The 15,053-nt window shown below is 68.4% G+C and carries 10 protein-coding genes; 4 read left to right on the top strand and 6 right to left on the bottom strand.

From position 1 onward, the window contains the following. Window positions 1-130 precede the first annotated feature (130 nt). Window positions 131-1,156, top strand: a complete 1,026-nt coding sequence (locus tag ACIOVG_RS14005; protein WP_400874804.1) for a polyprenyl synthetase family protein — start codon at window positions 131-133, stop codon at window positions 1,154-1,156. Window positions 1,157-1,173: 17 nt separating this feature from the next. Here the strand turns inward: ACIOVG_RS14005 and ACIOVG_RS14010 are convergent, their stop codons facing one another. Then, complete coding sequence (locus tag ACIOVG_RS14010) at window positions 1,174-1,533, bottom strand: Rv2175c family DNA-binding protein (RefSeq protein ID WP_400874481.1); 360 nt, start codon at window positions 1,531-1,533, stop codon at window positions 1,174-1,176. Between the two features lie 182 nt (window positions 1,534-1,715). On the opposite strand from ACIOVG_RS14010, the gene ACIOVG_RS14015 reads away from it, so the two are divergent. Both ACIOVG_RS14015 and pknB read left to right on the top strand, forming a co-directional pair. Then, on the top strand, window positions 1,716-2,819 hold the full coding sequence (locus tag ACIOVG_RS14015; protein WP_400874484.1) for a LysM peptidoglycan-binding domain-containing protein: 1,104 nt from the start codon (window positions 1,716-1,718) through the stop codon (window positions 2,817-2,819). Window positions 2,820-2,897: 78 nt separating this feature from the next. Next, the gene (gene pknB / locus ACIOVG_RS14020) at window positions 2,898-4,847 is read left to right on the top strand and encodes a Stk1 family PASTA domain-containing Ser/Thr kinase (protein WP_400874486.1); all 1,950 of its coding nucleotides are present in this window, start codon (window positions 2,898-2,900) and stop codon (window positions 4,845-4,847) included. A 105-nt stretch (window positions 4,848-4,952) separates the two neighbouring features. Here the strand turns inward: pknB and ACIOVG_RS14025 are convergent, their stop codons facing one another. Both ACIOVG_RS14025 and ACIOVG_RS14030 read right to left on the bottom strand, forming a co-directional pair. Continuing rightward, a complete protein-coding gene (locus ACIOVG_RS14025) occupies window positions 4,953-6,293 on the bottom strand; it encodes a class II 3-deoxy-7-phosphoheptulonate synthase (RefSeq protein WP_400874489.1) in 1,341 nt (446 codons plus the stop codon). Between the two features lie 37 nt (window positions 6,294-6,330). Continuing rightward, entirely contained in the window at window positions 6,331-7,029 is a 699-nt protein-coding gene (locus tag ACIOVG_RS14030; RefSeq protein WP_141871629.1) for a 1-acyl-sn-glycerol-3-phosphate acyltransferase, read from the bottom strand. 114 nt (window positions 7,030-7,143) lie between these two features. On the opposite strand from ACIOVG_RS14030, the gene ACIOVG_RS14035 reads away from it, so the two are divergent. After that, on the top strand, window positions 7,144-9,012 hold the full coding sequence (locus ACIOVG_RS14035) for an AMP-dependent synthetase/ligase (protein ID WP_400874492.1): 1,869 nt from the start codon (window positions 7,144-7,146) through the stop codon (window positions 9,010-9,012). Between the two features lie 83 nt (window positions 9,013-9,095). Here the strand turns inward: ACIOVG_RS14035 and def are convergent, their stop codons facing one another. From def to ACIOVG_RS14050, 3 genes are all read right to left on the bottom strand, one after another. Continuing rightward, window positions 9,096-9,587, bottom strand: a complete 492-nt coding sequence (gene def / locus ACIOVG_RS14040; RefSeq protein ID WP_400874495.1) for a peptide deformylase — start codon at window positions 9,585-9,587, stop codon at window positions 9,096-9,098. Beyond that, the gene (locus ACIOVG_RS14045) at window positions 9,587-11,527 is read right to left on the bottom strand and encodes an AAA family ATPase (RefSeq protein ID WP_400874498.1); all 1,941 of its coding nucleotides are present in this window, start codon (window positions 11,525-11,527) and stop codon (window positions 9,587-9,589) included. Before ACIOVG_RS14045 ends, def begins: the two co-directional genes overlap by 1 nt. Before the next feature lie 67 nt (window positions 11,528-11,594). Further along, complete coding sequence (locus ACIOVG_RS14050) at window positions 11,595-15,002, bottom strand: pyruvate carboxylase (protein ID WP_400874501.1); 3,408 nt, start codon at window positions 15,000-15,002, stop codon at window positions 11,595-11,597. Window positions 15,003-15,053: the final 51 nt, after the last annotated feature.

Here is a 15,053-nt window from a genome sequence, read left to right on the forward strand (position 1 = left end):
TTCTACGCGCGCCCGGGCATCCGGGGCTAGCAGTTCGACTCCTGCTTGCTTTACGTATGCTGAGAGTGTGCCATCCACCACCCCGATCCAGGACGCCGTCGCCCTCCGCCTGGAGCGATTCGTCACCCGCATGCGCACCGAGTCCGCGGAGTACGGCCCTGACGCCGTGGGCTTCCTCGACGCCGCGGCGGACACGCTGATCGGGGGAAAGCGCCTGCGCGCACGGTTCTGCCACGCCGGCTGGAGGGCGATCGCACGCTTCGACGATCGGAAGGCCACAGAGACCGACAGCCTGTGGGATGTCTGCTCCGCCCTGGAGATCTTCCAGTCAGCCGCGCTCGTCCATGACGATCTGATCGACAACTCCGACACCCGACGCGGCCGCCCCGCCGCGCACCGCTCTCTCGAGAGCTCCCACCGCGACGCGCGCTGGACCGGCGATGCGGCCGCCTTCGGCCGCGCTTCCGCGATCCTGCTCGGCGATCTCCTCGTCGCCTGGAGCGATGACCTGCTGGAGGAAGCGCTCCAGCAGCACCCCTTCGCCCGAGCAGTCAGAGCCGAGTACGCACGCATGCGACGCGATGTGACGACCGGGCAGTTCCTCGACATCGCCGAGGAGTCCGCATGGATCGTGAACGACGACAGCACTCACGCCGAGCGCGCTCTGCGGGTCGCATCACTGAAGTCGGCCCGCTACAGCATCGAGCAGCCGCTGGTTCTCGGCGCGGCCTTCGGCGGCGCCGACGCCGACCAGGTAGAGGCTCTGCGCCGCTTCGGACGCCCCGTCGGGATGGCCTTCCAGCTCCGCGATGACGTCCTCGGCGTCTTCGGTGACGCCGCCGTCACCGGTAAGCCCGCAGGAGACGACCTTCGGGAGGGCAAGCGGACCGTTCTGGTGGCACTGACCCGCGAAGCGCTGGACTCACCGGCCAGGACTGTCTTCGACGAACTGCTCGGGGATCCCGAGCTGACCGCGCAGCAGGTGTCGTTCCTGCAGGCGACGATCGAGGGATCCGGCGCCCTCGGACGCATCGAGACGATGATCGCCGACTACGCGCGCGAAGCCGATCAGGCCCTCATCGGTGCACGACTCGACAACGCCGCCGTCGGCGACCTTCGGGACCTGGCACGCGCTGCGACCGTCCGCTCGGCCTGAGCCGATCGGCCTGGATCTCAGACGAGGGTGCGGGCGACGCGACGGACTTCGCTCTTGTGACCGGCCAGCAGCGCGGCGATCGGGGAACGTCCGAGACTCTCGTCCTCCTCGAGCAGCCAGTCGATGAGTTCGTCATCGCTGAAACCGGCATCCTGCAGCACGATGATCGTGCCGCGCAGCGAGCTGAGGGGGTGTCCGTCGACGATGAACACCGCAGGAACGGCGAAGACGCCGGTGCGGCGGGATCCGACCAGGTAGTGCTCGTCGATGAGTCGGCGCACACGTCCGAGCGGTACATCGAGCGCTTCGACGAGGTCGGGCATCGTCAGCCACTCGGTGGCAGGGGTCACAGCAACGTTCTCAGACACGTTGCCCACTATCTCACCTCAGAACGCGCACCGCATATCGGCACTCCAGTCACATTCTTCACTTCAGCCACTTCTGTTGACTTCTCTTTACTTCCGTGTCAGCGTGTCAGGAGCTCGAAAAGGGGGCAACCTTGAGACTGCATACCGCCACGCGTCGCACGCGTCACATTCAATTGGGAGTACCCGCAGCCGTGCTGGGGGCACTGGCGGGAACCCTCGCCGTCTCCCCCGCGGCCGCGACCCCGGAGTCAGCGCCGCTCGAACGGCTGCACGGCTCGTCCCGTCTCGTGCCGGCGCAGTCAGCGCCGGCGAGCTACGTCGTGCGTGCCGGCGACACGATCTCGTCGATCGCCGCACACCATGGCCTGCGCACGGTCGACGTGCTGAACTGGAACGGCCTCTCCTGGCGCTCCGTGATCTATCCGGGACAGACGCTCAGGCTCACCGCGCCCACGGCAGCCGCCGCTCCCGCCCCGGCCCCTGCGACCGCTCCCTCCGGCACCGCGCACACCGTGGTCGCCGGCGACACCGTCTTCGCCATCGCGCAGAAGTACGGCACCACGGTCGACGCCGTGCTCGCGGCGAACGGGCTCACCCGCGCATCGGTCATCTACCCGGGTCAGAAGCTGGCAGTGTCCGGCGCCGCACCTGCCGCAGCACCTGCACCTGCTCCTGCGGCAGCGCCGGCATCCTCCCGGACTCACACGGTCGTGGCCGGCGACACCGTCTTCGCGATCGCGCAGAAGTACGGGACGACCACCGGCGCCCTGTTCGCCCTGAACGGACTCCAGCCGTCATCGATCATCTACCCGGGTCAGAAGCTCATCGTGCAGCAGGCCGCCGCTGCAGCCGCTCCGGCGACGGCACCCGCGGCGCAACTGACCTCCTCGCTGGACGCCGAGCAGGTCGCCACAGCCGCCCTCATCATCCGCATCGGTCGGGAGCTCGGCGTCTCCGACCGCGGGATCGCGATCGCGCTGGCCACCGGGATGGTGGAGTCGGGCCTGCGCAATCTCGACTGGGGCGACCGGGATTCGCTCGGCATCTTCCAGCAGCGTCCGAGCACGGGCTGGGGCACTCCCGCCCAGGTGCAGGACGCCGACCGCAGTACGCGGGTCTTCTACGGCGGACAGCATGACCCCAACGGCACCGTGACGCGCGGCCTGCTCGACATCCCCGGCTGGGAGAAGATGTCCTTCACCGATGCCGCTCAGGCCGTGCAGATCTCGGCATATCCGAGCAGATACGGCCAATGGGAGACGCAGGCGTACCAGTGGCTCGCCGCACATGGATGAGCACTGTTCTGAAAACCCGAAGGCCTCAGGGGTGAGCCGTTCCCCGGGCTTTCAGGCAGTTCTCCATAGAATTCTGACGTGACGTCCAATCAGCAGGCCGACCCCCTCATCGGGCGGCTTGTCGACGGCCGCTACCGGGTGCGCGCCAGAATCGCCCGCGGCGGCATGGCGACGGTGTACGTCGCGACCGACCTCCGGCTCGAACGACGCATCGCCCTCAAGGTGATGCACGCGCACCTCAGCGACGACTCCGCGTTCCAGAGCCGCTTCATCCAGGAGGCGCGCTCCGCCGCCCGACTGGCGGATCCGCACGTGGTCAACGTCTTCGACCAGGGGCAGGACGGTGAGCTCGCCTACCTGGTGATGGAGTACCTGCCGGGCATCACCCTGCGCGAACTCCTCCGCGAACAGAAGCGCCTCACGATCCCCCAGACCATCACGATCATGGACGCCGTGTTGGCAGGGCTGTCCGCCGCCCACCGTGCCGGCATCGTCCACCGCGACGTCAAGCCGGAGAACGTGCTGCTCGCGGAAGACGGCCGTATCAAGATCGGCGACTTCGGACTGGCGCGGGCGACCACGGCCAACACCGCGACCGGGCAGCAGCTCCTCGGCACGATCGCCTATCTCGCACCGGAACTGGTGACGCGAGGAACAGCCGATGCCCGCAGCGACATCTACGCGCTCGGCATCATGCTCTACGAGATGCTGGTCGGTGAGCAGCCGTACAAGGGCGAGCAGCCCATGCAGATCGCGTTCCAGCATGCGACCGAGTCGGTTCCGCGCCCCAGCGTGCGCAACCCCGCCGTGCCGGAGCAGCTCGACGAGCTCGTGCTCTGGGCGACGGAGAAGTCGCCCGACGAGCGCCCGGACGACGCGCAGCAGATGCTGGAGCGTCTCCGCGAGATCGAGCGCTCTCTCGGCGTCGCGCCCGTCGCCGCCGCCCCCAGCACGCAGCCGATGCGCTCCCCGGCGGACTCCGGCGACCTCACCAAGGTCATGCCGGGAACCATGGCCATCGCCGATCCGACGGCACCAGCGCCTCAGGCGATCGACAACGCGACGATCCTGCGCCGGCGCGCCTCGAAGCGGCGTGCCCGCGGAGCCTTCCTGCTCACGCTCGTGCTGCTGCTCGCCGTGCTGGCCGGCGGGGTCGGATGGTGGTTCGGTTCCGGTCCCGGCTCACTGATCGCCGTGCCTGACGTCAAGGGACTCAGCTACGAGGCCGCGTCGGCCCAACTCGTGGAAGACGGGTTCACGCCGGTGAAAGCCGAGGAGAACTCGATCGACGTGGACGCCGGGCTGTCGATCCGCTCCGACCCCGACGCAGGCGAGCGCCTCGACAAGGGCACGGAGGTGACCGTCTACATCTCGCTCGGACCGGCGTCGCACACCGCCGACGCGCTGAACGGGAAGACCGAGAGCGACGCCAGGGAGTACCTCCGCGGCCTCCACGTCAATGTGAAGGATGAGACCGTCATCCTGTTCTCCGATGCCGGTGCGGGTGTCGTCATCAACGCCTACGTGACCCCGCGCGCCGGCGGCGAGGTCTTCGGCTGCGGCGACGGCTGCGACATCCTGGAGGACGACACGGTGGAGCTCTACGTCTCCGCCGGGGCGTTCCCCGACGTGTCCGGTATGAGCGTGGACGAGGCGACGTCCACCCTGACCGGAAAAGAGCTCCAGGTCGCCGGCGAATCCCGCTACGAGTTCAGCAGCAGCGTCGAGAAGGACCGTGTGATCGGCGTCTCGGATCGCGCAGAAGAGGGCAACTGGCGACCCGGCGACACCGTACAGCTCATCGTGTCGAAGGGGCCGGAGCTCTTCCCGGTACCCGATGTCACCGGCCGCTCCCTGGTGGAGGCACGACAGCTCCTCGAGGACAGGGGCTTCTCCGCGTCCTACGCCGCCTGGGGAGACCTGCCCGGCTTCGCGGAGATGGCTCAGGTCACCGGCCAGGACCCCGGCTCCGACAAGTCGCTCCCCTACGGCGCGACCGTCAAGCTGTCCATCCAGCTCACCGGCTGACAGTTCGCGCCGCGACGGGCCGCTCTCGCGTCTCCAGCTGAACACACGAAGAAGCCGCCCTCCCCGATACGGGAAGGACGGCTTTCGTCGTTCTGTGTGCGATGGTCAGCGCTTCTCGAGCTCCTCCGCCACGAGGAAGGCGAGCTCGAGCGACTGCATGTGGTTCAGGCGCGGGTCGCACAGGCTCTCGTAGCGGGTGCCGAGTGCCGCCTCGTCGATCTGCTCCGAACCGCCCAGGCACTCCGTGACGTCGTCGCCGGTCAGCTCGACGTGGATTCCACCGGGGAACGTGCCCACCGCGCGGTGCGCCTCGAAGAACCCGCGGACCTCATCGACGACGTCGTCGAAACGACGGGTCTTGTATCCGGTCGGCGTGGTGATGCCGTTGCCGTGCATCGGGTCGGTGACCCAGAGCGGCTGCGCGCCCGAATCGCGGACGGCCTCGAGCAGCGGCGGGAGGGCATCACGGATCTTGCCGGCCCCCATGCGCGTGATGAAGGTCAGGCGACCCGGCTCACGGTTCGGGTCGAGCTTGTCGATCAGCGCGAGCGCCGTGTCGGGAGAGGTCGTCGGCCCGAGCTTGACGCCGATGGGGTTGCGGATCTTCGAGAAGTAGTCGACGTGCGCGCCGTCGAGCTCGCGCGTGCGCTCACCGATCCAGAGGAAGTGCGCCGACGTGTTGTACGGCGTGTCCGTGCGGGAGTCGATGCGCGTCATGGGCCGCTCGTAGTCCATAAGCAGGCCCTCGTGGCCGGTGAAGAACTCCACGCGCTTCAACTCGTCGAAGTCCGCGCCCGCGGCCTCCATGAACTTGATCGCGCGGTCGATCTCGGCGGCCATGCGCTCGTAGCGCTGGTTCGCCGGGTTCTGCGCGAAGCCCTTGTTCCACGAGTGCACCTCGCGGAGATCGGCGAAGCCACCCTGCGTGAACGCACGGATGAGGTTCAGGGTGGACGCCGCGGTGTGGTAGCCCTGCAGCAGCCGGCCGGGGTCGGCCTGCCGCGACGCCTCGGTGAAGTCGTAGCCGTTGACGATGTCACCACGGTAGGCGGGCAGCGTCACGTCACCACGCGTCTCGGTGTCGCTGGAGCGCGGCTTGGCGAACTGCCCGGCCATGCGGCCCATCTTCACGATCGGCATCGATGCGCCATAGGTGAGCACGACGGCCATCTGCAGAACGGTCTTGATGCGGTTGCGGATCTGTTCCGCTGTCGCACCGGCGAAGGTCTCGGCGCAGTCGCCGCCCTGCAGCAGGAACGCACGGCCGGATGCCGCGCGGGCGAGCCGATCGCGAAGGTTGTCGACCTCACCGGCGAACACCAGAGGCGGCAGCCCGGCGATCTGCTTGGAGACCTCAGCCACGCGGGCGGCGTCGTGCCACTGGGGCTGCTGTTTGATGGGGAGCGAGCGCCACGCGTCCAGGGCGTCGATGTCGTGCGGGAGCATCCTCCCAGCCTAGTGGGCGCGCCGGTGGGCGGACGCCTCAGGAGCGCTGTGTGACGCGCGACGGAAGACGGTCCTTCACGGTCGACGCGTAGACGTCTTCGTAGTGCTGCTCGCCGAGCCGCTGGAGCGCGACCATGATCTCATCCGTGACGGAGCGGAGGATGTAGCGGTCGTTCTCCATGCCGGCGTAGCGGGAGAAGTCGAGGGGCTCCCCGATCACGATCCCCACCCGCACGACGCGGGGCAGCCGCTGACCGATCGGCATCGCGGTGTCGGTGTCGACCATGACGACAGGGATGACGGGGACCTTGGCCTCCAGCGCCATGCGGGCGATGCCGGTGCGCCCGCGGTAGAGCTTGCCGTCGGGGCTGCGCGTGCCCTCGGGATAGATGCCGAGCAGATCGCCGCCCCCGAGTACCTGCAGTCCGGTGTTCAGCGATGCCTCCGAGGCCTTGCCACCTGACCTGTCGATCGGCAGCTGGCCCGTCGCCTTCATGAAGAACTTCGTCGCCCACCCCTTGGGGCCTCGACCGGTGAAGTAGTCGCTCTTGGCGAGGAACGACATCCGGCGGTCGATCACCAGCGGGAGGAAGATCGAGTCGGCGAACGAGAGGTGATTGCTGGCCAGGATGGCCGCCCCGTTCGCGGGCACGTTGTTGCGGCCCACGATCCAGGGACGGAAGATCCCTTTGACCAAGGGGCCGATCACCACGTACTTCATCAGCCAGTAGAACATCGAGGTGAAGTCTAGCGCCGCGGTCGGGTTCCTCCGGAGCGTCTCACGCCGGAAGCTCCATATCGCGACTCAGTTTCAGCCTCTCTGCGACCGCGTCTCATGCTCTACACTCGAATGCAACCCGTCCCGACAGGTACCGAAGGAGCTGCCGTGGTCCAGTTCGAAGTCCCCGCGATCGTCCCCGCCGACCCCCAAGCGAACATCGCCGATCTCCTGGTCGAGCGCGTGAAGGCCACCCCGGACCGGGCTCTGTTCTCCGTGCCCGATGGAGACGGCTGGCGTGACATCTCCGCCGCCGACTTCCAGACGGCCGTCATCGCCCTGGCGAAGGGATTCGTCGCCGCCGGCATCCAGCCCGGTGAGAAGGTCGGATTCCTGGCGCGAACCACCTACGAGTGGACGCTGATCGACTTCGCCCTGTTCTACGCCGGCGCGGTCATGGTGCCCATCTACGAGACCAGCTCGCCCTCGCAGATCCAGTGGATCATGGAGGACTCCGGGGCGATCTCCCTCATCGTCGAGTCGCCCGAGCACTTCGCCCGTGTCGACGAGGTACGCAGCGAGCTGCCGCTGATCCGCGAGATCTGGCAGCTGCACCTGGGCGCCATCGACACGCTCACCGCGCAGGGAGCGTCGGTCGACGATGCGGAGATCGAGCGACGCCGCAGCCTGGCCGTCGGCTCCGACATCGCGACGCTCATCTACACGTCGGGTTCGACCGGCCGCCCGAAGGGCTGCGTGCTGACGCACAGCAACTTCGTCGAACTCTCCCGCAATTCGGCGAAGGCGTTGAACGAGGTCGTGCAGACGCCCGGCGCATCCACGCTGCTGTTCATCACGACCGCGCATGTATTCGCGCGATTCATCTCGATCCTCGACATCCATGCCGGCGTCCGCACGGGGCACCAGCCCGACACCCGCCAGTTGCTCCCCGCGCTCGGATCGTTCAAGCCGACCTTCCTCCTCGCGGTCCCGCGCGTGTTCGAGAAGGTCTACAACTCGGCCGAGCAGAAGGCGGAGGCGGGCGGAAAGGGCAAGATCTTCCGTGCCGCGGCCGACGTCGCGATCGAGCACTCCAAGCTCGTCGAAGCCGGCACGAAGATCCCCTTCGGGATGAAGCTCAAGTTCGCACTGTTCAACAAGCTCGTCTACAGCAAGCTGCGCGAGGCCATGGGCGGCAACGTCGTGTACGCGGTCTCCGGATCCGCCCCGCTCGGCTCGCGCCTCGGGCACTTCTTCCACAGCCTCGGCGTGGTCATCCTCGAGGGTTATGGCCTGACCGAGACGACCGCTCCCGCGACGGTGAACCTCGCGGACAAGTCGAAGATCGGCACGGTCGGCCCCGCTCTCCCCGGCGTCGGAGTGCGCCTGGCGGATGACGGCGAGATCGAAGTCCGCGGCATCAACGTCTTCAAGGAGTATTGGAACAACGAGGCGGCGACGTCCGAGGCCTTCAGCGAGGGCGGCTGGTTCCGCACCGGCGACATCGGCAGCTTCGACTCCGAGGGGTTCCTCACGATCACCGGTCGCAAGAAGGAGATCATCGTGACCGCCGGCGGCAAGAACGTCGCCCCGGCCGCGCTCGAGGACCCCATCCGCGCGAACCCGATCATCGGGCAGGTGGTCGTGGTCGGAGATCAGAAGCCGTTCATCTCGGCGCTGGTCACCCTCGACCCGGAGATGCTTCCGACCTGGCTCGCGAACAACGGCCTCCCGTCCGACCTGTCGCTCGTGGACGCCTCGAAGAACGCGGCCGTCCGTGCCGAGGTGCAGAGCGCGGTGGATGCCGCCAACGCACGCGTCTCCCGCGCCGAGTCGATCCGCAAGTTCACGATCCTCGACTCCGAGTGGACCGAGGCGTCAGGACATCTCACGCCGAAGCTGTCGATCAAGCGCAACGTGATCATGAACGACTTCGCCGACGAGATCTCCGCGCTCTACGACGAGCCGGTCGCCACGACCAACGTCGCGATCGGCGGCTGACGCTTCCGGCGACTCCGTGACCGACGAACGGCCCCCTGCCACATGTGCAGGGGGCCGTTTCGCGTCCGGGAGCGGGTCGCCGGTCAGAACCAGGCGCTCTCACGCACCTCGCGCATCGCGGTGCGTCGGGTGTCGGCGTCGAGCCGTGAGAGGTAGAGCTTGCCGTCGAGGTGATCGGTCTCGTGCTGAAGCGCCTGAGCCAGCAGCCCCTCCCCCTCGAGCACGACAGGCTGTCCGTCGAGATCGATGCCCTCGACCCGCGCCCACGGGTAGCGCTGGGCGTCATGCCAGAGTCCTGGCACCGAGAGGCAGCCCTCACCGGTCGGCACCGGATCGCCTCGGACCTCGGTCAGCACCGGGTTGAGCACATAGCCGATATCGCCGTCGATGTTGTAGCTGAAGGCACGCAGCGCCACACCGATCTGGGGCGCAGCCACGCCGGCTCGTCCCGGGAGCTCGACGGTGTCGATGAGGTCGGCGACCAGCGCACGCACGCCGTCGTCGATCTGCTCGATCGGCGCGCAGACGGTGCGCAGCACGGGGTCGCCGAAGATACGGATCTCACGTACTGTCATCAGGCTGCCTTGCCCCGAAGTCCCTCGACCAGCAGCGCCGCCAGCTCGCGTGCCGCCGCCCTCGTCTCCGGCTGCAGATTCGCGAAGACGATCGTCCCGCCTCCCGCGATCTGGGTGTCGTACGGCATCCGGACCACGCGCTTGGCGCGGGTGGCGAAGTGCGACTCCAGCTCGTTCAGGCGCACCAGCGGCGCGCCGGGTGTCGACTGGTTGAGCACGACGATGGCATCGCGCGCCTGCTCCGCGTACCCGTTCGTCTCGAGCCAGGTGAGGGTCTCGGAGGCGAGTCTGGCCTCGTCGACACTGAGCCCGGACACGATCACGATCTGATCGGCCAGGTCGAGGGTGGCCGCCATCACCGAGTGCACGATCCCGGTACCGGTGTCGGTGAGCACCAGGGAGTAGTAGTGCGCCGCCACGCCGGCGACGTCGCGATAGTCGTCATCGCTGAACGCCTCGGCGATGCGGGGGTCCGCGTCCGAGGCCAGCACGTCGAGCCGGGTCGCATCGCGCGCCACGATCGCCGAGATGTCGTGGTAGCCCTTCACCTCGTCGTGGATGCGGACGAGATCCCGCACGGACTTGGAGTGGTGCGGGCGCACGACGCGGTCGGCCAGCGTGCCTCGGTCGGGGTTGGCGTCGACCGCGATCACGCGGTCCTCCCTGGCATCCGCGAGCGCCATGCCGAGCAACGCGGTGATCGTCGTCTTGCCGACGCCGCCCTTGCGCGAGAGCACGGGCACGAACCTCGCACCGCCCACCAGCGGCGCGGCGATCCGCGCGGTCAGGGCCTTGCGCTCTCTGGCGCGCCTGCCGTCACCGATGTTGATACGGCGACCGGACGCCGTGTAGAGGAAATGGCTCCATGCCCCCTCCGGCTCCGGCTTGGCGACGCGATGCGGATCGAGCAGCCGGTCGGCCGTGAGCAGGTCTGCGGTCTCCCTCCCCGACTCGCTCAGCTCGCCCAGACGCTTCGACGTCAGCGTCACTTCCGCACGCGCTGCGGCACGCGTGGGCTGGGTGGCGACAGCCTTCTCTTCAGGGGTGGACACGGCGGTGGTCTCCTTATCGATCGGCACGGAAGCGGCCGATGCGGACATCGCCTTCGCGGCCGACGCATCGGCATCTGCTCTGGCCAGGAATCGCGCGGCGATCGCGGCCTCCTCGACCGCCGCTGTCTCCTCATCGACGACGACCGCATCCGTGATGGTCTCGGCGGAGGCGGCGAGCTTCGGCGCAGACACGGGCGGCTCCTCGAGCACGGCGTCGACGACGAGATCCTCCGTCGCAGGCACCGGTGCTTCCGTGGTGGCGGCGGGGGCTGCCGATGCCTCCGCCTCGGGCGCCTTCACCTCGGGCGCCTTCACCTCAGGCACCTTCACCTCGGGCACCTTCACCTCCGGCACCTCGACCTCATGCGCCTGAGCGTCCGGAACCACCGGCTCGGATGTCGCCACCTCGCGCACGGCCTTCTCCGGCGCCGTGACGCCGGGAACGGAGACCGCGGCTTGCGGCTTCTGCGTCACGGCCGTCTTCTTCTTCCCCTTCTTCGACGTCGCCTTGGCCGCCGACTTGAGGAGGCCGACGGCGGGTGTCTCCGACACGAGCGGGTGCGGTTCCGGCTTCGCCGCGGACGCGGCCGATGCGGAGAGCGGAGCGACGACCTCGGCCTCGATAGGCGAGATCGGAGTGGTCTGCGCGACCGCATCCGGCATCCTCATGCCCTCGACCGTCACCTCGTCGACGATCAGATCCGCGACGACCTCGCCGTCCAGCACCCCGTCGTCATCGAGATCGTCGTCGTCATCCTGCGGGAGGACGACGTTCACCTGGGCGGTCCCGCCGAGGATGCCGATGACGGCCGTGTCCACGGACGCGGCGTCATCGAGCACCCCCAGCGAGTTCTCATCGAGAGGGTCTGAGGTGTTCTTCGGGGTCACGGTGTCACTCCAAGCCTGTGCGGGGCCTCGGGTGCGCACCTGGTGCGCGGCCCTCGCCCGCACAAGATTAGTGCGCGGGACGGATCACGACCAAAAGATCTCCCGCATCCACCTGCTGCGTCTCACTGATCGCATGCCGCTCGACGACTCCGTCGACGGGCGATGTGATGGCCGCTTCCATCTTCATCGCCTCGATCGAGGCGACCGGCTCACCGGCTCTGACGACGGCGCCGATCTCGGCCTTGAGCGACACGACCCCCGAGAACGGGGCGGCCACCTGACCGGGCACGGAGGTGTCCGCCTTCTCGACCTCGTGCGCATCCACCGCGATGGAGCGGTCGCGGACGAACACCGGGCGCAGCTGACCGTTCAGCGTCGTCATCACGGTGCGCATACCCCGATCGTCCGCGTCGCCGATGGCCTCGAGCCCGACGTAGAGCTGCACGCCCCGATCGATCTCGATCAGGTGCTCCTGTCCCTGCACCAGACCGTAGAGGTAGTCGCTCGTGTCGAGCACCGAGAGGTCGCCGAACAGCTCGCGCATCTGCGTGAACTCCTGGGTCGGTGCCGGGAACAGCAGCGTGTTCAACCGCGCACGCCGCGTGATGCTGTCACCGGCGAGAGCCGCTTCGTCATCCGTCGTGAGCGCCGTCACACCTTGCCTCACCGAGCGACCGGCGAGCACCTTCGTGCGGAAGGGCTCCGGCCATCCGCCGGGCAGGTCGCCCAGCTCTCCGGCCATGAACCCCACGACCGAGTCGGGCACGTCGTACTTCTCGGGATTCGCCTCGAAGTCGGCGGGGTCCGCCTTGACGGCGGCGAGGTGCAGGGCGAGATCGCCGACCACCTTCGACGACGGCGTCACCTTCGGCACCCGTCCGAGGATCCGGTCCGCCGCGGCGTACATGTCCTCGATGAGCTCGAAGTCGTCGGCGAGGCCGAGCGCCTTCGCCTGCTGGCGCAGGTTCGACAGCTGACCACCCGGGATCTCGTGATGGTAGACACGACCCGTGGGTCCCGGCAGCCCCGACTCGAACGGCGCGTACTGACGACGCACAGCCTCCCAGTACGGTTCGAGGTCGGATACTCCGCCGAGGTCGATACCGCTGTCGCGGTCCGTGTGCGCGAGCGCCGCGACGAGTGCCGAGAGCGACGGCTGGCTGGTCGTTCCCGACAGCGGGGCGGATGCCGCATCCACGGCGTCCACTCCCACCGCGCTGGCTGCGAGCAGTGTGGCGAGCTGACCGCCCGGCGTATCGTGCGTGTGCAGGTGCACCGGCAGATCGAAACGCTCGCGCAGTGCGGCGACGAGCGTGGCCGCGGCAGCAGGACGCAGCAGACCCGCCATGTCCTTGATCGCGATGATGTGCGCTCCGGCATCGACGATCTGCTGGGCGAGCTCGAGGTAGTAGTCGAGCGTGTAGAGGTCCTCGGCCGGGTTGAGCAGGTCACCCGTGTAGCACAGGGCCACCTCGGCGACGGCGGTGCCGGTACGGCGCACCGCCTCGATCGCCGGTCGCATCTGCTCGACGTCGTTGAGCGCGTCGAAGATGCGGAAGATGTCGACACCGCTCGCTGCGGCCTCGGCCACGAAGGCGTCGGTCACCGCGGTCGGGTATGGGGTGTAGCCGACGGTGTTCCGGCCGCGCAGCAGCATCTGGATCGCGACGTTCGGCAGGGCCGCCCGCAGCTTGTCGAGGCGCTCCCAGGGGTCTTCGCCGAGGAACCGCAGCGCGACGTCGTACGTCGCACCGCCCCAGGCCTCGACCGAGAGCAGACCAGGGGTCAGCTGCGCGATGTAGGGCGCCGCGGCGACGAGGTCCTTCGTGCGCACGCGCGTGGCCAGCAGGGATTGGTGGGCGTCGCGGAAGGTCGTGTCGGTGATCGCAAGCGCGGTCTGCTCTCGCAGGCTCCGCGCGAAGCCCTCGGGGCCGAGCTCGAGGAGTCGCTGACGAGAGCCGGCGACGGGCTGCGCGGTCAGGTCGACGGTCGGGAGCTTGGTCCGCGGGTCCACGACACCGGGGTGCGCGCCGTGCGGCTTGTTGACGGTGACGTCCACGAGCCAGTTCAGCATCTTGGTGCCGCGGTCCTTCGAGACCCGGCCGCGCAGGAGCTCAGGGCGCTCGTCGATGAACGAGGTGCTGACGTCGCCCGCGATGAAGGCCTCGTCCTCGAGCAGCGCCTGGAGGAACGGGATGTTGGTGGAGACGCCGCGGATACGGAACTCGGCCAGCGCACGACGCGCACGGGCGACCGCTGCCGGGAAGTCGCGCCCGCGACAGGTGAGCTTGGCCAGCATCGAATCGAAGTGCGGGCTGATCTGCGCCCCCTGGTGGACGGTTCCGCCATCGAGGCGGATGCCGGCGCCACCGGGCGAACGGTAGGTCGTGATCTTCCCCGTGTCCGGACGGAAGCCCTGGGTGGGGTCCTCCGTGGTGATGCGGCACTGGAGCGCCGCGCCGCGCAGGTGCACGTTCTCCTGCTGCAGCCCCAGCTGCGCGAGCGACTGCCCGGCGGCGATCCGCATCTGGCTCTGGACGAGGTCGACGTCGGTCACTTCCTCGGTCACCGTGTGCTCGACCTGGATGCGCGGGTTCATCTCGATGAACACCACCTCGCCGGCGCGCTCCCCCGCCGTCTCCAGCAGGAACTCGACAGTGCCGGCGTTCTCGTAGCCGATCGACCGCGCGAACGCGACCGCGTAGCCGTGCAGGGCGGTGCGGATGCTGTCATCCAGGTTCGGGGCCGGAGCGATCTCGACGACCTTCTGATGACGGCGCTGCACCGAGCAGTCGCGCTCGAAGAGGTGGACGGTCTCGCCGGTCTTGTCGGCGAGGATCTGCACCTCGATGTGACGAGGCCGCACGACCGCCTGCTCGAGGAACATACGCGCGTCGCCGAACGCGCTGGCGGCCTCGCGCATCGCCTCCGCGAGCGCCGGAGCGAGCTCGTCGGCCGTCGCCACCCGCCGCATGCCGCGACCGCCACCACCGGCGACGGCCTTCGCGAAGAGCGGGAATCCGATCTCCGCCGCCTGCGACACGAGCAGCTCGACGTCGTCCGACGCCTCGGTGGAGCGCAGCACCGGTACGCCGGCCTCGATCGCGTGCCGCTTGGCCTCGACCTTGTTCCCTGCCATCTCGAGCACGGCAGCAGGGGGGCCGATGAAGACGATGCCGTTCGCCGCCGCCTTCTCCGCCAGCTCCGGGTTCTCGGACAGGAACCCGTATCCGGGGTAGATCGCGTCGGCACCGGACTCGCGCGCGACGCGGATGATCTCGTCGACGCTCAGGTAGGCGCGAACAGGGTGACCCCGCTCGCCGATCTCGTAGGCTTCATCAGCCTTCAACCGATGGACGGAGCCACGGTCCTCATGCGGGAAGACGGCGACGGTTCTCGCCCCGACCTCGACTGCCGCACGGAAGGCACGAATCGCGATCTCGCCGCGGTTTGCCACAAGGATCTTCTTGAACATGCACACCTCTGAAAGCTCGATGTGCGGCGTTTTCGACGCACATGGGGCGGG

It is taken from the genome of Microbacterium sp. NPDC087591 (assembly GCF_044743625.1).
GTDB lineage: Bacteria > Actinomycetota > Actinomycetes > Actinomycetales > Microbacteriaceae > Microbacterium.